We start from the raw sequence: 23653 nt of genomic DNA, 5'->3' as shown, positions 1-23653 counted from the left end.
AAATGTAATATTCTACTAATGAAAGGGGTGAAATGAATATCGTCAATGGCTTTTTAAAGTTTTTAATAGTCATAAGTTCAATCGGAATTATTTTAGCAGTATATTTTATTTCAACTAGTATGTATTCCTACCATAAGTCTTCCGAAAAATATAAAGAGATAAATACAATTTATCAGGAAGAACGTAAGAAAGGTAATTCAGATGTATTTAAAAAAATGAGTAGTATTAATGAGGATTATCTCGGATGGCTATCGCTGCCAAATACAAACATCCACTATCCGATTGTAAAAACCGATAATAATGATTTCTATTTATCTCATAATTTTTACTTAGAAAAAGATAAAGCTGGGGCTATTTTTATGGATAGCAAGAATTCATCCACAAAATTAGACCAGAATACCATTATTTACGGGCATGATATGAAAGATGGTAGTATGTTCGGGAATTTATCCAAGTATTTGGATGAGACTTATACACTTAATCACAGCCTAATACAAACTAATTTTCTTGATAATACATATGATTGGGAAATATTTTCGGTTTCGATTGCCAATGAGTCCGATTCAGAATGGATGAAGGTGTCCTTTCCAGAGCAGACCGAATTTGAGGACTTTTTGAGTAAAATAAAAAATAATTCTTCAATTTTTACGAACACAAAAATTGAACAGGCAGAAACTATTCTTACGTTGTCAACGTGTTCAACGGATGATACTGAAAGATTAGTCATACACGCCAAGCTTCTAACCAAGGGGAGAGAAACTGATGAAACCAACTAAGAAATTACTTTTACTATTATCTGTTCTATTTTTTGCTCTATTTAGTAACAATTTAAACGTTTTTGCAGCAGACGATTTACAAATGCAGGTAGACCTAACGACTAGTAATGATAGCTACAATCCTGATGAAGAAATCAAATATGATTTAAAGGTTACAAATCCCACAGTACATAAAAGAACAAATATAAAGGTTACCACAACATTACCAGAGGAATTAGAAGTACTTAGTTCCTCCGCTAAACAAACTGCTAATAAGCTAACTTGGAAGATTGATAGCTTGGATCCAAAAGCAGAAAATGTTTTAACTTTCAGTGTGAAACTTCCTAAAAAAGCCGCAACAGCAACACCAACACCTCCTGCTTCAGAATCAACTGATAACGGAAGCAAAACGGATAACACTTCGAACAATAACAAAGACAGTAAGGTTACGAATGATATTGACGCTCCAAAAACGGGTGATCCCACGAATTTCACCCTATATATATCTCTATTAATCCTATCCTCAATCGTATTAGGTATATCCGTTTGGGCGATTAAAAAGAAACAGGTTAAGAAGAGCCTAACCTTCTTATTAATTTTTGCTCTACTTTCTTCATCTGCTCCATTTATTCAAGCAGAAGAAAAGAAAGAAGAAGTTACGAAAACTCATACGGTTACTATACAAGGTAAAGAGTATACGATTACAACAGAGGTTGAAGCAAGCTATGAAATCATTCTTCAATCTGGTAAATGGGTAAAAAACCCTGATACACAAGCACTAGGTTGGGAGGCATCATGGGAGGAAATTCCGAATGCTGATTCTTATAACGTGTACAGAGGCTTTGCAGAGGATGAATTTGCGTTAATTGGAGAAAACTTACAAGAGACTAACTTCGTTGATGAAGGCTTTAATTTAAACGGATTTACCTATTATTATGTTGTTGCTGTTGAAAATGGTGTAGAAGGATCTAGATCCAATGTCACTGTAATAGACGGCTCAAAGGATACTGATAAAGACAGTTTGTCCGATACGCAAGAAGAGTACTATGGTTCTAATGTTAAAAATACCGATACGGATGATGACGGTCTCCCTGATGGGTATGAAGTCAAGCAAACTCAAACAGATCCTACCAAAGAAGATACTGATACTAATGGTACGTCTGATGGAGATGAAGATCTTGATCAAGATGGCTTAACCAATAAAAAAGAACTTGAGCTGGGGACAGAGCCAAGCAAAGGGGATTCAGATTTTGATGGCTTGGTTGACTTAGAGGAAGTTAAATTAGGAACAAATGCCTTGAGTCCGGACACAGATGAAGATGGTTTGGAAGATGGTTTCGAGCGAGAAAACGGATTTAATCCATTGAAAAAGGACACCAATGATAATGGGATATTGGATAGCGATGAAGTAGGCGAATTTACAACCGAAGTTCCATTAATTGAAAAAGACGATCATGTGACTCCAAGTGTTTCGATCACATCGAAGGCAATAGATGCGGCAACCACTTCGATTACAAACTTAGAGGGTGTCGATTCTTTCTTAAGTGAAGAGATTCCTGGTTATATGGGAGCCGGCTTTGATTTTACAACTGAAGTGGAATTTGACGAAGCAGCGATGACATTCCAATACGATGAATCCTTTAATGGGCAATCTATTAGACCAGAAATCTATTATTATAACGAAGAACAACAACGACTAGAAAAATTAGAAAATCAGGTTCACGATCCGAACTCCCGAACTGTTACAGCGACAGTCACCCACTTTAGTAAGTATATATTATTAAATGGAGTGGAGTGGGATAAAGCTTGGGAAAATGAGATTGTGCCCCCAAATTACAATAATGAAGGAAATCTTAAGAAAATAGATGTCGTCTTCTCGATCGACTCGTCCGGCAGTATGGACTGGGAAGACCCTAGTGATTTACGTAAAACAGCAGCAAAATCCTTTGTCGAAAAGCTTACAGAAGAAGATAGAGCGGCCGTAGTTGATTTCGATTACTATGCAACTACTCTTGTTAACCTAACAACCGATAAAGATGCTGTCCAATATGCAATCGACACGATTGATAGCAGTGGTGGTACCGACCTTTATGTTGGTGTGAAGGAAGCAATTGACGAGATTGTAGCAAATGGTGATGAAAATAATTTCCGCTTTGTTATTTTCCTAACAGACGGTGATGGCTATTGGGATGATAGTGCAATTGATTATGCAAATGAAAACAATGTAACCATTTATACAATCGGTTTAGGTGCAAATGTTCAACAAAGTCTACTTGAACGAATTGCGACCGAAACGGGCGGTAAATATTTCTTTGCCTCTAGTGCGGACAAGCTTGATGAAATTTTCGATGAAACTGCTGAAGAAACGATTGATTACGTAAAAGACTCTGATACAGACGGTATTCCAGACTGGTATGAAATAAACGGTTTACGCCTGGGTAATGGAGTTACTGTGAAAACTGACTATTTAGTACGTGATGAAGACAAAGATGGTTTACTAGATGGTGAAGAAATCGTCCCTAGCAACTTTATTGGTGACTGGGCTGAAGGGATATATTTCAAAATGATTTCAGACCCGCGTCAGAAAGATTCTGATTTCGATGGAGCTCCTGATGACGAAGAAAAACCAGACAATCGCTTGGTTTATAATCTATCACAAAAACATAAGGTATTAATCACTGACCTATCCTATGTCAATGTAGAAAACTGGATTAATCTGCACAAAGGGAAAGACGTAACAGAATTGGATGGCATTGACGAAAAGTATGATGAATTGGTTGGTTGGAAGGTTATCGACTCTGAAAACAGCCATAATTTAGGCTTTGGTTTTGGTGCCATTGCCCTTAAAAAAGGAAAACAGGTTGTGATTTCATATAGAGGTTCGGACGGAACAAGTGACTGGTTATTTGCCAACCGACAAATCTTAATCGAGAACAACAACGATCAAGCTGAAGATGCCAAAGAATTTACTGCAGATATTATGCTTGAAACGAAGGACAAAGATGTTCAGGTATACTTAACCGGACATTCACTGGGTGGTTTCCTTACACAAGCGGTAGCCTATGACATGTATGAGAACAAATTATCCGATGTTGTTTTCTGGAAAAAGAATAAAGAAGCGATTGAAAAAGCCCTTAACAAGAAAGATTATTTCCAAGGGGCTACCACTTATAACTCAGCCTTCTTCCTTCCGGAAAGAAAGTCAAATGCTAAGAAAACCGCTATTCCGTTCAGCGATATATATAAAACAAAGTATGACAATGTTGTTTATAACTATGCGATGACTGGTGATATGCTGTATATGGCTGAGACATTCCTTTATTCTGATAAGCCCCAAACTGAAGGAAGAATGGGTTCGAGAACCATTTTTGGTAAGCAGTATAACTATGATATCACCCCTCTTGTCGATGCAATTATTACCGGAACAAACGGTGATATTAAGAGAGAATTAGGCAATTTATCGGATGAAGTGAAAGCCAGACATTCATTAAATAACTTTTACAAATACACAACCGAAATGGCTAAGAATGAGGAGGAATTTTAAAATAGTAGCCGAAGCAGCGATCTAGTGCGACTTAAAGATAGAAAAAATAAAAATCGGTTTCCGTAAATAGTATAATGAAAAGGGATATAGTTCATCTATATCCCTTATTTTCTATAGAAGGTGTGATCGTATGCGAGTGTTTGTAACCTATTTAGTGGTAAACGTGATATCAATTCCTTTACATATTCTCTTTTTTTTCAGTGCTTTAATGGGGGCGATCAATTATCAATCTGATAGTCCTATGAAGGCCTTTTTTGATTTTCTTCTATATGCATTAATCTTGAATCTTTTAAACTATATTTTGCTTCTATTCTACTGGGTTAAAGATAATAAGAAGTTGAAAAAGAATAACGTGATTTCATTCATCTTTTTTTCGATTCCAATCATCCTTCTATACATAACGATGGGTTACTTTTTTGGATAGGTTTTTTGGGACGGTACGCTGTTTATTCTTGGAATCTTGTCCGAACTGAAGTTATCAGCAGGGGAATGGTTTCCGTACTTACTTCCGTTGTTAGACACGGATAGCACCACCCTTTTCCCCTTTCATTCGACCAATTTCCCAGGAAACCGAATCTAATCAAACGTTTGATTAAACAAACTATTTGTTCAATTATACCCGCCATTTCCCCCTATATAGTTGAAAAAAATTTGTCATGTCATACCGTGAAAAATGGAGATTGAATGTACTTTTTGGAAATCACAAGTTTGTCCCTTACAACGCATAAGCTTCGAACAATGTATTAATCACCCGCTGTTCAATCTCCGCCACAACAAATCTTTTTTATAAAAAGACGTGATAAATTGAACCCTAAAAAAAGAAGGGGTTTGGACGTTGATGGGTAACTAGCATTTAATTTTTAAATAGTATTTAGTATAGTTGAAGGATAACATGGTTGTTCTATTTATTGGAGGGAACTAATTTAATGCAATGGGGAATTTTTGTTGTTTTATCTTTAATCTTTTTATTTACACCTTATCAAAAAGGACTTTACTTTCCGAACAGTCTATATGGAATCGTAATTTTTCTATCTTTACTATGCGTCCTCGTAGTAATTTTACCGTTTATAAAAAAAGAGAATAAGTTCCTAAAAACTAGCGTAGTATTTTTGTTACCACTTTGGTTACTAATCTTTCTTCCTTTTGCTGAAACACCAAAAGGATCCTGGGATTTAATTATTAAGTGGGTCTTCTGTGTAGAATTCTTTTTTTTACTCACATGGAGCTCGTTAAACTCGACTATCAAAAAAGCTATGCCCTTGATGTTTCATGTAAATGGGATATTGCTTTCCCTTTTCATGCTTCTTAATTTTTATGGAGTATTGAACTACCGTGATGCCATTCTGAATGACCGTTTTGCAGGAGCCTTTCAATATCCAAATACTTTTGGAATGGTTATGGCATTATTCTTTTTTTACACCTTAGTAAATCTAACAACAGAAAAAAATAAAAAACTAGTGATTCTTTACTCAAGTTCACTAGTACCTTTCTTTCTTTGCTTCATTATGTCCTTTTCAAGGGGAATGATGCTTGTATTTACACTAGTATGGCTAATAGGATTATCACTACTTTCTATTCGACTCCAATTAAGATATATATTATTTACCGCATTAGCCGGAATTAGTTCATTAATCGTCTTTATATCAATTGAGAACGGCCAAGTATCACAAAGACAGTATCCAGGATTTTTTATTTTAGTATTAATGATGTTGTTTACTGTTGCTATTGTCCTTCTTATAAATAAAAAAATTAGATCAATTAAAAATCCAAAGATACAAAAAATAATGTTATTTAAATTCTCTCGTCTACTTATCCCCTCCTTGGTAGTCGTATCATTAGTTTTAGGTTTACTAGACCTTAAAAACGAAGGGCTTCTTTTCAAAACCTTACCAGAAGGACTTCAAAAGAGCGTTTCTGGAATTACATTGGATGCCTCGACTGCAAAGGAACGACTTTATCTATATCAAGATGCATTAAAAATGAGTAAGGATTCTCCATTGTTTGGTTTTGGAGGAGGCGGTTGGGCTACTTTGTTCAATCATTATCAACAAATTCCTTATCAGGCAACCAAAATCCATAACGGATATTTAGAATGGGTCATTGATGCTGGATGGATTGGATTAATATTATTAATCTGTATTTTTTCTTATCTTAGTTATTTATTATTGAAATCTAGAAATTCTGAAGAAAAAAGCATCGTTTATGTTGCTATTTTTATTGCACTGCTTTCTGCTGCTGCTCACAGTTTTATAGACTTTGATTTATCATATGGAACTGTTTTGCTCCTTATCTTCTGGCTTTTTGCAATGGGTATATCAAAAGAACAACTCTTATTTAATCCAATGTTATCAAAAAAAATATTCTCTAAAGCCACTAGTATAAAGTTTATCTATATTTGCATTGTTGCCCTTGCACTTATCACAAGTTATAAGGCATACAACTACTACGATGCAAGACAACTGTACATTAAAGCGGTTCAGAAAAAAAACATCTCCTCTAAAGAAGAGTTAATGAATCAAACTATATCAAAAGATCCTGACAATATTAAATATTATTTGGATCTAAGTAATACTTATATGGCAGAAGGCTTGATGAATAATAAGGCAAAAGAAAATTCACAAAACTTGATTTTAAAAATGACTGCCGTTGAACCTAACAATTCAGTTGTCCTTCATAGTGCAGCACTTTTGTCACAAAAAATAGGAGATAACAATAAAGCAATAAAATATTATGATTTATGCTTAAAATATGATCGTTATAACTCCAAGCTATATGAAGATAGTATTGAGTTTAAAATTAAATTAGCCCTTCTATATTTAAACCGTAATGAAAAGACAAGTGCAAATACATTATTAAACTCCGCTCTAAAAGATTTTAATCAAATTAATAAATGGAAGAATCATTACAATAAACTCCATTTAGGAGAAGAATTTAACAGCAGAGAATTCCATATTACTGGACCAATCTATTATTATTCTTCTTTAGCTTACTTTATTAAGGGTGACTTTCAACAAAGTAATGCTCTTTTATCAAAAATAACGGACGAAGAGGACATTTATTTAAATGCTGTTACATTAAGAATTATGTCCCTTGAAAAAATGGGTAAGCTGGAAGAATCCCAAAAACTTTATTCAAATACTATAAATGATCATAATGAGTTACTAAAAAAATTAAATGAATACAAAAAATTCCTAGATAAATAGGAAAGTAGTTCCAGACAATACATTAAATATGATTAAGTAATAATATAAACAATAGAATTCTTAAAAAACAGCCTCCCTAAAAATGAAGACTACATTGAGTAATCAGTTTTGTCTTCATTTTAGGGAGTTTTTTTCCCTAAATTCTCCATAATTAGGGTGGAATTAACTAGGCGTTCATACTATTACACTATTTTTGCAGAGAACTGGATTAGGGATATATTAAAGAATTATTCTAAATAATATGGAATGTTTGGAAAATACATTGGAAAATAATAACGAAAACGATAATATTTTGATATAATTCATTATAAATTGTTCCTAAAAATAGGAAAAGGGTGCTCTATTCGAATTTCCCCATCCAACATATCAATATTTTGTTAAACTTCTAATCTCATACTATTTAATAAGGGGTTTTTATATGCATAAAAAGAATTTTAAAATTCTCTTAATCACTTTTTTTATTTTTAGTTTATTATTACCCAAAAGTATGGATAGTCTTGCTTATGGTAATAACGAGAAGTTAATGGGGAGTCCGAAATTTTCCAGCAGTCAAATTAGTGTTAAAGGCACAAATAATTTAACAATCAAACCATCGACCCTCTTTTCAACGGGACTACAAACCTTGGGACAAGTCCAAAAACCAACATGGAACGGAGATATAGTTCAATGGACTGAAGTTCCTAATTCAGTACAGTATGAAGTCAAATTATACAGAGATACCACACTAGTAAATACACAGCGAGTTGATGGAAGTATTCAACAAGTAAACCTTCTCCCTCAAATGACTATTCCTGGAGAATATTCTGCTTCTATTCAAGCTATCGGTGATAATACAAATTACTCAAATGGGGAAGTCTCAATTCCTACTGATAAGAATAGAAAAGGGCTCATTTACTTCGAAGACTTTGAAAGTAACAATGGTGGTTTTACGGTTACTGGGTCTAATCCATCTTGGCAGTGGGGATTATATGGTATTAGTAATCGGTCAAGTAAAATTTGGTATACCCGCTATAACAATAACGAAAACAGTTATGTCGTTTCACCCAACATTAATTTAAGTAATATAACTACATCCATTACATTAAATTTAATGCTATATGCTCGTACTGAACCTGAGTTTGATTTTATACATATCGAAATTAGTAAAAATGGTGGTCAGACATGGGATCGCATCTATACCGCTGATGGATATATTACTGTTAATACGGACTGGAGAGAACTTGAGTTTAATATAGACACATCCTATGCAGTACCTAATTTTAAAGTAAGGTTCGGTTTAGAAACTGATGATTCAATTACTGATTATGGTTTCTCTATTGATGATATAAAATTAACAGTACATCCTTCTTTGTCTCAAGTACAAAAGCCTACTTGGAATGGGGATGTTGTACAGTGGAATGAAGTTGATTATAGTAACGGTTATATACTCAAATTATACAGGGATGCAATTTTAGAAAAGACGATTGGAACACTTGATTCTGAACAAGAATATGACTTAGCTCCTTATATGACAAATATAGGAGTTTATACAGTAACCGTTCAAGCAAAAAGTAATAATACAAATATTAGGGATGGAGCTACCTCACTCCTTTCAGACGAAAATCAAAAAACAATCCCTTCATTAAATACTGTTCAAAAACCGATTTGGAACGGAGATGTATTACAATGGAATGGAGTTGCTAATGCGAACCTATATGAAATTAATTTATATAGGGGCAGCACATTAGTAAATACCCAACGAGTTAATGCTAGTGTCCAACAATTTGATTTTACCTCACTTATGACCGTTCCCGGTAGATACTATGCCATTGTTCGAGGAATTGGGGACAATATTAATTTTCGAGATGGATTATTTTCACCTCCATCTGATGAACATCGAATACTAAATCCATTAGATCAAGTGCAGAAACCAACTTGGAATAATGATGTTATACAATGGAACGGAGTTGCTAATGCAAGCCAATATGAAGTAAAACTATTCAATGGCACTACATTAATCAAAACACAACGGGTAGGGGCTAATAGCAGTCAATTAAACTATTTTGCCCAAATGACAGACTCTGGTTTATATACCGTAACTGTTCAAGCAATTGGAGATAATATTAATTATAAAGATGGAGAAACTTCTATTCCATCCGATGGAAACAGAAAAAACATTCTATACTACGAAGATTTCGAAAATAACAACGGTGATTATTCCATAATGGGGACCAATCCATCATGGAAGTGGGGAAATCTAAACCCTTATACCTCACCTTTTACAGCTTTTTCCGGTTCTAATGTCTGGGCTACCAATTTAAATGATCAATACTACAATAATGAAAATAGTTTTATTATTTCCCCAAACATTGATCTTAGTAAAGCTGTATCACCTATTAAATTAAGTTGGATGCAATTTGCCGACTTTGAGATTAGCTATGATTACATCTATGTTGAAATTAGTAAAGATGGTGGTCAGAATTGGAATCGTATCTATTTTAATAAAACTACAACCAATTCAACTTGGAAAAAACAAGAATTTACTATTGACCCATCTTATGCGACAACTAACTTTAAAATTAGATTTGGTTTAATAACTGATTATGTAGGTAATTATAAAGGTTTTTATATAGATGATGTAATGGTATCGGGAAATCCAATTCCTACTCTTGCCCAGGTCGAAAAGCCTACCTGGAGCAGTGATGTTATCCAGTGGAATTCAGTTGAAAACGCCTTACAATACGAGATCAAATTATTCAATGGCACTACATTAGTCAATACGCGAAGGGTTGAGGCAAGTGTGCAAACATATAACTTTACTTCTTTTATGACGAACCCTGGTAATTATACGGTAACCGTTCAGGCGATTGGAGATGCTTTGAATTATTTAGATGGACCTGTCTCATTTTCTTCTGATGAAGTAAAAAAAACAGTTAACTTAGCTCAAGTCCAAAAACCTTTTTGGAACGGGGATATTATCCAATGGCAGGCTATTGAAAACGCATCTCAATTCGAAATCAAACTATATAACAAAAGAACCTTAGTCTCTACATTACAAGTTTCAGGAAGCATTCATGAATATAACTTTGAATCACAAATAACTACTCCCGGAGAATACACAGTAACAATTCAAGCAATTGGAGACAATAATTTTTATAAAAACGGATCAGTATCCCAGCGTTCTAATAAAAAAATAACCTTAAATAGTATCAAAAAACCTATATGGAAAGGTTCTGTCATTTGGTGGACTGGAGTTCCAAATGCTTCACAATATGAAGTCAAATTATTCAGTGGGACATCTTTAATAGCAACCGAGCACGTTGAGGCTAGCGAGCGGCATTTTAACTTTGCCCTCCAAATGATAATCCCTAGTGAGTATACTGTATCAGTTCAGGCTATTAGCGACAGTGACACCTATCGAAATGGTCCGGTTTCCCTTCTTTCTGACCAGATAACTACATTAAATAAAGTTCAGAAACCGACTTGGAACGGGGAAAATCTTGAATGGACTGAAGTAGAGAATGCATTACATTATGAAGTCAAATTATACAGAGGAACTACTTTGATAAAAACTCAACGTGTTGGTTCAAATGTTCAACATTTTAATTTTGCCAACCAAATGAGAAGTCCTGGGGAATATACAGCCACCGTTCAAGCAATTGGGGATGGTAAGTATTATTGGCACGGGCCAGTTTCAGAGCCTTCTGGAAAAAGAGTTGAATTCCAGCAATAAACTCAATGTTATTTGAATTAATTAATCCTTAACATGTTTCAACTTATTTAACATTAATAAACATACATTAAGGCGCATGATAGATCATGCGCCTCTTTAATTTTATAATTTTTGATTACCTACCAGTACACAAGCTCTCCTAATACAAAAGAACATTTAATTTATTATATAAATTACTGGTGTCCAGGAGCTATACACTTTAGTGGATCCACTTATTCTGTATGATCTTACCCTGTAAAAGTATGCTTTACCACTTTCCAAACCCGAATTTGTGTAAAATAAGGATGTTGTTTCTGCTAATAAACTGTAGGTACCATTACTAGATGTAGAACGGTAAATTTCATAACCATGTGCTTCGCTAACTCCGTTCCAGGTAAGTTTTATTGAAGAAGGACTTATACCAACCGCTTTTAAATTTATAGGAGCAGAAAATGTCGGTTTAACACTTACTACTATTGAAAAATCACTGTACGCTTTAATATTTCCAGAAATTTTATAGGCTTTAACTTTAAAGTAGTAAGTAGTATTTGTTACAAGTCCAGTATTACTATAATTGGGTTCCGATGTCCTTGATATCAAGGAATAATTTCCAGCGCTAGATGTGGCTCGATAAATTTCATAACCAGTGGCACCTAATACTGCTCCCCAACTTAAACTAATACTATCATACGATGATGAGGAAGCCTTTATTGATATCGGTGCTGATGGATTTTTGACCCATTCTCCGTATAATGTGGTATTTGATGTTACTCTATTTAAACTAAAATTCCAAGCATTGGAATAGGTAGGTTCTTTGTACCAACCAACAAACGTATAACCTATTCTAGTTGGCTTTTTAGGCGCAACAATTAAAGTATCATAGTTTGTTATGGTAGATGGTACAAATGTCCCTCCTTGGCTATTAAACGTAACTGAATACGAGTTTATTTTCCATTTTGCATAAAGTGTAGTATCACTCGTGATTGTATCTATTGAAAAATCCCATGGATTTGTACAAGCAGCGTCTTTATACCATCCACCAAAAGTAAATCCCGTTCTTGTTGGTGCTTGCGGAACTGAAATTAAACTGCCGTAATCAACAATAATTCCTGCTACACTGCTTCCTCCCTGACTTTCAAAGTTAACAGAAATGACAACTTTTATAGTAATTGAACCAGAAATTCCTGAACCATCATTAGCGGTAGCTTTAACTATCACAGTCCCCGAACTTAATCCAGTTAAAACTCCAGTTGGGCTTATATTTGCGGTACCTGTACCGCTTTCCACACTCCAAGTAACTGTTTTGTCAGTTGCATCTGATGGGACGACAGAAGCATTAATTTGTAAATTTTTATTAAGTCCCACAGTTGTTTCATTGCCTGCACCTGTGAGGATTATAGTTTCAACATATGTCTTTTCCATTAGAACATAATCCTTAAATGAGTCTGTTGTAGGGTTTAAACAAACTAATTGGTTATTATTATCATTAATTTGCGACTTATAGTCTGATGAAATAATTATCCCTGAATTTTCACTAATAATGTTGCCATTCAAATCAAAGTGTCCATTCTCCTGATATATCCCAATATTATTACCTGTTTTAAGTGTCAGATTTGTCTCAGGTGCTATTGTTATCGAACCTTGCGAATATCCTCCTGTGTTATAAATGCCGTAGCCACCTGTATCAGAAATTTCAACATTTGAAAGGACTAAAGTACTTCCATTAACATCACCACTATTGTAAATGCCATATTGCTTACTTCCGCTTATCTTTGTATTGGTTATGTTAGCTGACATCCCATTCAGACTTGCATAGATTCCGTAATATCCTCCAGTTATTGTTGTATTAGAAATGTCAGAGCTTGTAAAAGTCGATAACATAATCCCGTTATTATTAGTATCACCTAGATTAATATTCACATTGTCAATGATTGTATTTTGGCTAAAATAAAAATATATGCCTGATGAACCAATATTAGAACTTATTATTTTTGAATTGTTCCCATTGTTAATCGATATTCCTTCTAAATCACTATTCCTTACGTGTGCTTCTCCTGTAGAGGATACTCTTATTTTAGTTGAAATAATGTTGTTTAGAATACCTCCCTTATTAAGTATTAAGCCTCCAGTAATATCATTGTTAATAGTTAGATTTTCAATTTCTAAAAACTGATCTGCTGTTATTTGTGGAGATACATCTTCACCGAAAATTAACTTGAAATTTCCTCCTATTAACTTCTTGAGGATTCCCCTAACTTCAATACTTAATGGTTTGAAAATTTCTATATCATTAATGAGTTGAACATTATTTACCTTCTCATCTAGCAATGCGTTACGTAATTCCTCTTCCGTTTTCACTTGGACAGTCTCCAAAATAACTTCTTCCCCAGATTTATTTAAGGAATTAAATAATGTGATCGGACCAATCTGATGTATTAACTTCATATTTTCAATTGGGTCGTTAATGGCAGAACCATTACTATTAAGGATGGTGTATTGATTTCCATTATCAATGATCTTTCCCAAAACGTTCAAATATCCGTTTTCCTGATAAATCCCAATGCTGTTCAAAGTGTTTATTGTTAAATTTGTTTCCGGAGTTATTGTAATTGTACCTTGGGAATACGCTCCTTTGTTATATATGCCGTAGCTTCCTGTATCAGAAATTTCAACATTTGAAAGGACTAAAGTACTTCCATTAACATCACCACTATTGTAAATGCCATATTGCTTACTGCCGCTTATCTTTGTATTGGTTATGTTAGCTGACATCCCATTCAAGTTTGCATAGATTCCGTAATATCCTCCATTTACGGTTGTATTGGAAATGTCAGAGCTTGTAAAAGTCGATAACATGATCCCACTATTATAAGTATCACCTAGATTAATATTCACATTGTCTATAATTGTATTTTGGCTAAAATAAAAATATATGCCTGATGAACCAATATTAGAACTTATTATTTTTGAATGGTTCCCATTGTTAATCGATATCCCTTCTAATTCACTATTACTTATGTGTGCTTCTCCAGTAGAAGATACTCTTATTTTAGTTGAAATAATGTTGTTAAGAATACCGCCCTTTTCAAGTATTATGCCTCCTGAATTATCATTATTAATAGTTAGATTTTCAATTTCCAAAAATTGATTTGCTGTTATTTGTGGGTTTACACCATCAACAAAATTTAACTTAAAATTTTCACCAATTAACTTCTTGAGGATTCCCTTAACTTCAATACTTAATGGGTTAATAATTTCAATATCATTGATGAGTTGGACATTATTTACCTTCTCATCTAACAATGCATTACGTAATTCCTCTTCCGTTTTCACTTGGACAGTCCCCAAAACAACTTCTTCCCCAGATCTATTTATGGAATTAAATAATGTAATCGGACCAACCTGATGTATTAACTTCATATTTTCATTTGGGTCATTAATTGTAGAACTATTGCTATTAAGTAGCGTAAATTGATTTCCGTTATGAATGACTTTTCCCCAATCGTTCAAATATCCATTTTCCTGATAAATCCCAATGTTGTTCCCAGTGTTAAGTGTTAAATTTGTCTCCGGAGCTATTGTAATAGTACCTTGGGAATACGCTCCTTTGTTATAAATGCCGTAGCTTCCTGTTTCCGATATTTCAACATTAGAAAGGACTAAAGTACTTCCATTAACATCACCACTATTGTAAATGCCATATTGCTTACTGCCGCTAATCTTTGTATTTGTTATGTTAGATGACATCCCATTCAAGTTTGCATAGATTCCGTAATATCCTCCAGTTATAGTTGTATTTGATATGTCCGTATTTGAATAAGTAGCTAAATAGATTCCATAACCATATGTATCACCTAAGTTTATGGTTACATAATCTATTATCGTGTTTGGAGATTTATCCAAATATACACCTTGCCCGTTTATCATTGAATCAACTATTTTACTTGCAGGTCCATTTTCAATTTTTATATAAGCTACACTAGACCGATATAATTCTAAGCTACTATTGCTATCTACATTTATCTTATCTCCTTGTAAATTATCAATAATTCCACCATATTTTAGTATTAAGTTTATTTGATTATTGGAGTTCATTTTTATATTACTAAATTCATCTAACTTTACGTTACTAGTAAAACTAATATCGCCATTAGTAATATGTAAAACATGATTGTTCCCTTTAATGGATTTTTTATCTCCATTAATATTGATTAAATTATTTTTAGATATCTCAATATCATTTCCAATAGTAACCGAACTAATATCCTCATTAGCTAAGGCCATAACAAGTTCATCTTCGGTATTCACTGTAATATCTGATGTTAACTCGGTCGCTTGAGCTAAAGTTCCTTGATGTATATATACCATCATTATAATTATTAAAAATATCGAAATTAATCTTTTCATGTACATAACCCCTCCCTCCTAATTACCTCGCACTATATGTTTCATTTACCTCCATCTTCTCATTATCCTGAATATTTTCTCATAAAATATCCAAATTAAGCAAAAATATATTTTGGACTATATTTATAGAAAAAAGAACTGACAAAACAAATTATCAGTTCTTTTTCATGCTGTGCCTTATTTACCGTTCAAAGCTATTAAATCTTCCGAAACCTTCGAAACCACTTCCCCATTTATATCTTTTACCATCAAGAGCACACGGTAAGTTCCTGCCTTTTTAAGAGTAGTCTCAAAATAATTTACTTTGGAATATCCTTTTCTTTCGATTGATTTTGAACCTTCGTAAAGAACCCATGAGTAAGTGAGGTCTTCACCAAGCGCCTCCGCTTTCCACCTTACCTTTGTATTAATCATTTGGTTATTGTTTTTGTTAAGTGTAAGTGATTTAATCACGATACTCTCATCATTCATGTTTCCTTCTTGAAGTTGTAGGCTTGTGGTTCTTAACTTTTTAATAATTGGCTCAAACTGAACATCAAGTAATTTTCCTGTTCCTTGGAGAGGTTTTGTCCCTGCGATGGCAACCTCTAGAACACCATCTTTTATTTGATTAAAGGCCACGCTGAAATCTTTAGTAAAATCTGATTTTATAACAGTTTAAGGCTTGACCTGTCAAATCCAAGTTATTATTATTAGCTCTCAATTCTCCGCTACTTGTTAGTCTGACTGAATCTTTATACTTTACCAAAAGGCGGTCTTTACGATAACCAATCTCTTTATTCTCATCTTTATCCTTAAATGGTTGATAGGCATGCTTCTGATTCTAAGAACTAGATGAATCATACGGTCCAAATTTAATATCTTTATTAGCCTTATTTATATCATTCGATGTATTTTTTTGTTTTTTATACTTTCATCTTTTTTATCAACTTCACTTGTTTTTTGTGAAGCTTTAAGATTACTTTGGTTACTAATGGCTGAAACCGGAACAACTCCATTCAGAAACATTAATAAGCAGGTTAAAGTATATAAGAATACTTTCCGCCTGTTTAATCCTTTTCCCAACCTCTATCAACCTCTCTTAATAGAAAAATTTTTCGATAATAATATTATCATATAATTTACATAAAATTACTTATTCCTCTATTATATTTCTATTTTTTGAAAATTTTCCAAAACGGTGTCGAAATTTATACAAACAAACCTCCTATTATAGTAAAATATTAGAAGTATGTCGATTTTACCAAGTCGAAATACCTACTAGGGAGGAGAAAAAATATGTTTCGTAAAAAAACTCGAAGGTACTTGGTCTCGATTTTGGCGTTCTTACTCTTATTTTCGACAGTGCTTACAAATGTCGGGATGGCTGCTAGTAAAGATGAAAAATCATCAACTTACCTAAGTAAAAAAGACAAAATCACGAAAACAGCTGATCAGCGAAAACTTTCCACAGAAAAAACATTAAAAAAGCAGGGGTTAATTAAACAAACCCCGTCAACCGTTACAAAACAAGTAGAAAACAAAAGTACCAAAGTTAGAAAAAGTGAACTAGAAAAGAGTTCCACTGCGAAGGCTACAGTAAAAAGTACTGATAAAACAGCATCAACAAAATCCTCACAAAGCAAAACTAGAGAAACTCAAAAATTTGCCGCTTTAAACGAACAACGAGAAAAATTTGCAACAGATGAAGTAATTATTAAGTTTAAAACAAAGGCTTCTGCACAAAAACTTCGAGACAAACACTCTTTAAAAACAACGAAAAAATTATCATCTATTGGGGCTGAAGTAGTAAAAGTCCCGAAAGATAAAAAGGTTGAAAGTTTAGTAAAAGACCTTAAAAATGATCCATCGGTAGTTTTCGTACAACCAAACTACAAATACTATACTTCTAGCATTCCCAACGATCCAATGTTTGGAAATTTATGGGGATTACATAACACAGGGGAATATGGAACAGACGATATTGACATTGATTATCCTGAAGCTCTTGATACCTTCAATGCAAATACAAATAAAGAAAATGTCGTTGTAGCAGTTATTGATACAGGGATCGACATTAATCACCCAGACTTAAAAAACAAAATTTGGACAAATTCCAACGAAATTGCTAATAATGGAATCGATGATGACTATAACGGCTATATCGATGACATAAACGGCTGGGATTTCTACCATTATGATAATTCAGTCTTTGATCCACAAGATTTTGACGATCACGGAACACACGTGGCTGGAACTATTGCTGGGGAGATAAATAATAACATTGGAATTTCAGGCATTGCTCCAAATGTAAAAATTATGCCTCTTAAATTTATTGGTCCAGATGGAAGTGGTTATACATCTGATGCAATTGAAGCAATACAATATGCCACTACAATGGGAGTAAAAATTTCGAATAGCAGTTGGGGTAGCAGTGAATATGATTATGCACTAGAGAATGCAATCAACAATTCTAATATGTTATTTGTTGCTGCAGCAGGAAATGAAGGAATGAACAACGATTACAATCCTACTTTCCCTGCAAGCTTTAATAGTCCGAATATCATTTCCGTCGCAGCTCATGATAGTAATGGATATTTAGCTAATTTCTCTAATTATGGCCAATATTCAGTTGATATTGCGGCTCCTGGTACTAGTATCTTAAGTACTGTTCCAAAAAGAGTTGAATTCGGTGCTGCCGCTGAAATATATAATCCAATTATGAATTATAAAGCAATATTTAATGGTTTTGGCTTTGAAAATATTATTGACGGAGACAGACAAGGTGCATTTAATAAAGCGATGCAGTACTTTGGAGCCACTCCTAGTTCAAAAATACTATTAGTCCAAGACGATGAGTCAAACAGTGGTTATTATTACAATCCTAATTATCTTGCTGAATACCAAAGTTTATTAAACAATGCTGGATTATCATATACTACATGGACAGTTTCTACTGATTTTAGCGGTCCAGACGCTGGCACCCTACAAAATTACGATATTGTCATTTGGTTTTCCGGTGATGCATTAGGAAGTGAATATACATCAACACTTACTGATAGTGATTTAAATTCATTACAAAGTTATTTAAACAGTGGGCAAAAGGGGCTTTTATTAAGCGGGCAAGATCTTTTATTTAGAAATGAATTCAGCACATTTGCACAAGATACACTAGGTCTTTCCTTTATTGGTGAAGGAGATTCAGGAATAACGGCTAAAGGCGTATCTTCTACCATTTACGATGGATCACAATACCAACTTGATTTTGTTCCATATGCAGATTTTGTTAAAAGTAATAATGAGAGCTTAACAAAGGTAGATCTCGTTTATCCTGGAGATCAAAGCTATGATAATGCATACGCATATTATGATGGTACTTCAATGGCAGCACCACATGTAACGGGTGTTGCAGCATTGCTCATGGGTGCACAGTCTTCTTATACTGCCAATCAAATTAAAGATGTTCTAATGTTTACAGGTGATGAGTTACCTTCTTTAAATTATTGGGTATCCAATGGGAAAAAAGTAAATGCAAATAATGCATTGAATTTTGATCCTGCAGATCTTGATAACGATATTCCAGGAGTGGCACTAGAACAGGATGTGACTGAGGGAACACTCGATTCACAAGAAGATACGGATGATGTATATTCTGTGTTTCTTGAAGGAGGAGAATCGGTTGAACTCGCCTTAACAGGTGATACTGGAACTGACTTTGATTTGTACCTTTATGATCAAGGGGCAGAAACTGTAACTGAATCAGTGTATATGCTGGAGCATTCAGAAAATGTAGGTACTTCTACAGAAAAAATCCTATTTACAGCTGATTATTCAGGTGAGTACTATATCGACGTTTATGCGTATGCCGGAGCAGGTTCTTATACGTTAACGTCAGCAATTGGTAATGGCCCTGGTGAATACCAAGACGATTCTACAGCAATTAGATACTATGGTAATTGGAATACGAAAACAGGTTCATCCTATTCAGGAAATTCGATCCACCAAATTAACACGAATGGACAATTTGATTTCACCTTTGTTGGAAATGAACTTGAATGGGTCGGCTCTAAAGATAATACTCAAGGAATAGCCCAGATTTATATTGACGGAAAAGATATGGGAACCGTATCACTATATGCGGACACAGTTCAAAACCAGCAAACCATATTTAAGAAAACACTCTCATATGGTAAACATAATATGTCGATTGTTTGGACAGGAAAACGTGATCCAAAAGCACGTAAGAGTGGAACTTCAATTAATGTCGATAAATTAATCGTTAAGGAAAATTTAACTCCACCTGAAGCACCAACTAATGTTCAGGTTTATTACGATGATTATATCAACGCTCCAACTCTTTATTGGGACTTCAATGAAATGGCCAACTCGTATAATATTTATAGAAAAGAAAGCGGCCAAACAAGTTACACATTACTAGGTGGCACACCGGATACGTATTACATTGATAACACAGCTGAGGTTGGAAAAACATATGAATATACTGTTACGGCTGTTGGTTACAAGAACTTAGAGTCAGTGAAATCCAATTCAGTAAAATATATATTTGATGACAAGATTCCAGGTGTGATGATGCAATCAAATAGTGTAACCGGATCACTTGATGAAATGAATGATTACAAAGATATATGGGCAGTTAATCTCGAAGCAGGGAAAACCTACAATTTCAGTTTTAACGGTCCTGCCGGGACAGATTTTGACTATAGTATCTATGATACAAACGCAACAGATGTTTACTATGACACCCCGCTTAGAGAATTATTTAGTACTATTTCAGAAGAATATGTTTCCCTTCCTGTTGAAAAAACTGGGACATATTATATAGCTGTTAATTCATATACAGGATCCGGAGAGTATAGTATAAACATAAACAACAAGCCAACGGTTATTGATGATGATATACCATTTGCTGCCCCATTAGGATCAACTGACATAAACGATTTCTTAGATCCATATGACCGTGATGATGTTTATTCAGTGGAGTTAGGCAAGGGAGACACTATAACACTAAACCTATCATCGACGGCTACAAATGGGAGTGATCTAGATCTTTACCTTTATGGACCAAATGCAACTACAGTTAATTACGAGTCAATGAACTATGTTCCAGAGGTTGCATTTAGTAACAACTTTGATACTTCAACAGAAACTATAACTTATACTGCTGAACAAGCAGGAAAATACTATATTGATGTTAATTTGAGTTATGGTTCAGGACCTTATAAGCTTAGTGTAAATATTAAAAAAGCTTCATCAGGTGGGACGATAATAACTAAAGTTGACGATTCAGATACTAACATTATTTATGGTGGAACATGGTCAAAAACAACAGGTTCTCAATATTTTAATGGAACCTTAAAGTATACTAATGTTATTGGTAACTCATTTGAATATTCATTCACAGGAACAGGAATTCGGTGGATTGCAACTAAAAAAGCGATGTACGGCATTGCTGATGTTTATATTGATAATCAATTAATTACTCAGGTTGATTTATACTCCAGGTACCGCTTTTAATCAGCAAACTGTCTTTGAAAAACTTAATCTGACAAACGGACAACATAAAATTAAAATTGTTGTTAAGGGAGTGAGGAATGCTTCGTCTACAGGCAACACTATTTCTTTTGATGCTCTAGAAGTAATTAGTAACCCACAGCCAACTGTAACTAAGATTGATAATAGCAACACTGGGATTTTTTACAATGGCACATGGTCCAACACAACGGGTTCTCAATATTTTAACAGTACTTTAAAATACACTAATGTTACTGGAAACTATTTTGAGTATACATTTACAGGCACAGGAATCAGTTGGATTACTACGAAGAAAGCTATGTACGGTATTGCAGATGTATATATTGATAGTCAACTAATAAATCAGGTAGATTTATACTCTGCTACTGCGGTAAATCAGCAAACTGTCTTTGAAAAGCTTAACCTTACAAATGGGCAACATAAGATTAAAGTTGTTGTAAAGGGAACTAAGAACACTTCCTCTACAGGAACAACTATTTCATTTGATGCTTTAGAAGTAATTAACTAATATGTTATGGCTGAATAAAAGGTTGTAAAAACACCTTTTATATCAGCCATCTTTTTTAAAAGTAGGCGTCAAATAGGCCCCACCTATTATTTTAGATGGGGCCTATTTGACGCTTACTTTTTGGTGGGAGTTTCCAGTACTTGCGGAAAGTAAGCCCGAAATATAAAAATAGCGCACCTTCACGGTACGCATCACAAATAGCCAAATATCATTGATTTTTTATAAGATATATGGCTATTTTATTGTCCACATTCAGCCTGTATCATATTTGACCAAGGCAGATATTGGTTTAATATTTCTGGGTTTCTGTGAATATCAAGATTCGGAAGATCCGTCAATAACTTCACGAGGTATTGATAAAATCTATGCCGTTCGCCTTGGCTGTTTCTGCGATACTTAAACATATAGCGTTGGCTTTTGCACCTGCCTCACTTACAGAGTGGAGCCAGTTTTTTCGGCCAATCACAATTGGACGGATGGCATTTTCCGCTGGATTATTATCAATTTCTATACGCCCATCATTTAAGAAAGCTTTGAGTCCATTTGCCCTGTTTAATGTGTATTCAACTGCTTTTGCGAGGGTGTTTTTTCCATATAATGGTGAATCTTCAACCCAATGAAGGAATTTTTCAACAATGGACTTCGAGTACTTTTTGCGTTTTTTTCTTCGCTTGCTGGGAGATAAATGTTTAAATGTCCTTTCCAAACGATAAAACTCTTCACAATAGCTTAAGCCGATCCGCCCATTTTTACTATCGGCTTTAAGCCAATAACGGCGGACATGGGCCCAACAATTCGCAAAAGAAAACCCTTCGATTTTGTCGTATGCAGAATAACCATCACAGATTATTGTTCCGGAAAATTCTTGAATGAAGCTTTCAAGGACAAGACGTGCACGTGATAACGAACTTTGAAACAGGGTAATCGTTGGACCTTGACTTGGCACACTACGATAGACCCAATTATAAGCGTTGGCTTGACCAGATTTCCCGTCAGATCGGTTAATAATTTGCCCGTAAGTTTCGTCGACATGTAATAGCGATTTATCCATCATCAATTGCTTCATACGTTCGTAAATAGGCAATAGCCAATCATTTGATGCACGTATAACCCAGTTCGAAAGGTTCTTATCATTAGTATTAAGGCCATAACGATCCCATTCCTTTACCTGACGGTAAAGTAGTAGGTACTGTGCAAAGTTGTCATAGATGACTTTGGCAAGTACACTTGGGCTGGCGATGCTACGTTGAATAGCTGGGTGCGGGGCTTTTCCACGTTTTATTTGCGCCGGCTGCGATACATCACCTTTACAGATTTTACATTCATATGCATGTTCAAAATGCTGCACCTTCATCATTTTTGCAGGAATAAATTTGGCCTCTTCACGCACAAGGGTACCGCCGATTTCAATCATTTGATGTTGGCAACAGTCACAGATTATATTCTCAGGGTGATGATGAATCGTCTCTACTTCGACATCATCACACAATGAGACATTTCGTTTTTTCTTTTGAATTTTTCGAACAACAGTATAAGAAATTATCTGTTGGCTTTGTTCTACTGTGTGCTCAGTTTCGTTAAAAGACGGGTCATCTTCAAACAATGAACCTTGCCCATCGGGCACATTGTATTTGGATTTTTGGTTTTAGATTTATATATGAGCTTTGTTAATTGGCGAAGTTGTTCTGACAATGCTTCGTTCTGCTTCAATGCTTTATCTAATTTCTTCGATAACTCTTGGTTTTGCTTATTCGAATGAGCCAGTTGTTCTTCAAGCAATCGAATTAATATTTCGTATTGATTTTCATTAGTAGAAGCGTTTGCCACATCATTCACCACATTCCGTTCGAATTCACTCCTATTATTATATCTAGTTCGGATGGTTGAATAAAGGTAAAATTCACAAAATTTAGAACTCACCTTTTGATGATGGTTGAATCGCCTTAGGTTGCTGAATCGACTTTCAAGGAGCCATCGAAGCTCCTGTTGTGAAAGGTTACGAACTTCATTTTC

At 34.4% G+C, this 23653-nt stretch carries 11 protein-coding genes; 7 read left to right on the top strand and 4 right to left on the bottom strand.

What is annotated here, in order from left to right; genetic code table 11:
* The first annotated feature begins 32 nt into the window (after positions 1 to 32).
* The 5 genes from srtB to RGF10_RS02530 all read left to right on the top strand — a co-directional run bounded on the left by srtB (position 33) and on the right by RGF10_RS02530 (position 11214).
* Positions 33 to 776 carry a class B sortase gene (gene srtB / locus RGF10_RS02550; protein WP_318507009.1) on the top strand — a complete coding sequence of 248 codons (744 nt, stop codon included), beginning with the start codon at positions 33 to 35 and terminating at the stop codon, positions 774 to 776.
* Positions 763 to 4299, top strand: a complete 3537-nt coding sequence (locus RGF10_RS02545) for a VWA domain-containing protein (RefSeq protein WP_318507007.1) — start codon at positions 763 to 765, stop codon at positions 4297 to 4299. Before srtB ends, RGF10_RS02545 begins: the two co-directional genes overlap by 14 nt.
* Before the next feature lie 130 nt (positions 4300 to 4429).
* On the top strand, positions 4430 to 4723 hold the full coding sequence (locus tag RGF10_RS02540) for a hypothetical protein (RefSeq protein ID WP_318507005.1): 294 nt from the start codon (positions 4430 to 4432) through the stop codon (positions 4721 to 4723).
* Positions 4724 to 5225: 502 nt separating this feature from the next.
* Positions 5226 to 7502: an O-antigen ligase family protein gene (locus RGF10_RS02535; protein WP_318507004.1), complete on the top strand. Its 2277-nt coding sequence runs from the start codon at positions 5226 to 5228 to the stop codon at positions 7500 to 7502.
* A gap of 418 nt (positions 7503 to 7920) precedes the next feature.
* Positions 7921 to 11214 carry a hypothetical protein gene (locus tag RGF10_RS02530; RefSeq protein ID WP_318507002.1) on the top strand — a complete coding sequence of 1098 codons (3294 nt, stop codon included), beginning with the start codon at positions 7921 to 7923 and terminating at the stop codon, positions 11212 to 11214.
* 156 nt (positions 11215 to 11370) lie between these two features.
* Here RGF10_RS02530 and RGF10_RS02525 read toward each other — a convergent pair whose 3' ends face one another.
* Entirely contained in the window at positions 11371 to 15600 is a 4230-nt protein-coding gene (locus RGF10_RS02525; RefSeq protein ID WP_318507000.1) for an InlB B-repeat-containing protein, read from the bottom strand.
* Positions 15601 to 15777: 177 nt separating this feature from the next.
* Positions 15778 to 16221, bottom strand: a complete 444-nt coding sequence (locus RGF10_RS02520) for a hypothetical protein (protein ID WP_318506999.1) — start codon at positions 16219 to 16221, stop codon at positions 15778 to 15780.
* Positions 16222 to 16878: 657 nt separating this feature from the next.
* Between RGF10_RS02520 and RGF10_RS02515 the strand changes: the two genes are divergently transcribed.
* Both RGF10_RS02515 and RGF10_RS02510 read left to right on the top strand, forming a co-directional pair.
* Positions 16879 to 21114 (top strand): S8 family serine peptidase, encoded by a 4236-nt coding sequence (locus tag RGF10_RS02515; RefSeq protein ID WP_318506997.1) that lies wholly within the window; start codon positions 16879 to 16881, stop codon positions 21112 to 21114.
* Positions 21086 to 21640 carry a hypothetical protein gene (locus RGF10_RS02510; protein ID WP_318506995.1) on the top strand — a complete coding sequence of 185 codons (555 nt, stop codon included), beginning with the start codon at positions 21086 to 21088 and terminating at the stop codon, positions 21638 to 21640. The genes RGF10_RS02515 and RGF10_RS02510 overlap by 29 nt, the downstream gene beginning before the upstream one ends.
* Positions 21641 to 21983: 343 nt before the next feature.
* On the opposite strand, the gene tnpC is transcribed toward RGF10_RS02510, so the two are convergent.
* Both tnpC and RGF10_RS02500 read right to left on the bottom strand, forming a co-directional pair.
* Entirely contained in the window at positions 21984 to 23243 is a 1260-nt protein-coding gene (tnpC, locus tag RGF10_RS02505; RefSeq protein ID WP_318506993.1) for an IS66 family transposase, read from the bottom strand.
* A complete protein-coding gene (locus RGF10_RS02500) occupies positions 23198 to 23467 on the bottom strand; it encodes a hypothetical protein (protein ID WP_318506991.1) in 270 nt (89 codons plus the stop codon). Before RGF10_RS02500 ends, tnpC begins: the two co-directional genes overlap by 46 nt.
* Between the last annotated feature and the right edge of the window lie 186 nt (positions 23468 to 23653).

This window comes from Bacillus sp. T3, from assembly GCF_033449965.1.
Taxonomy (GTDB): domain Bacteria; phylum Bacillota; class Bacilli; order Bacillales; family Cytobacillaceae; genus Bacillus_BU.
Note: the sequence above shows the minus strand (reverse complement) of the source record. Positions and strands in the feature narration are given on the sequence as shown.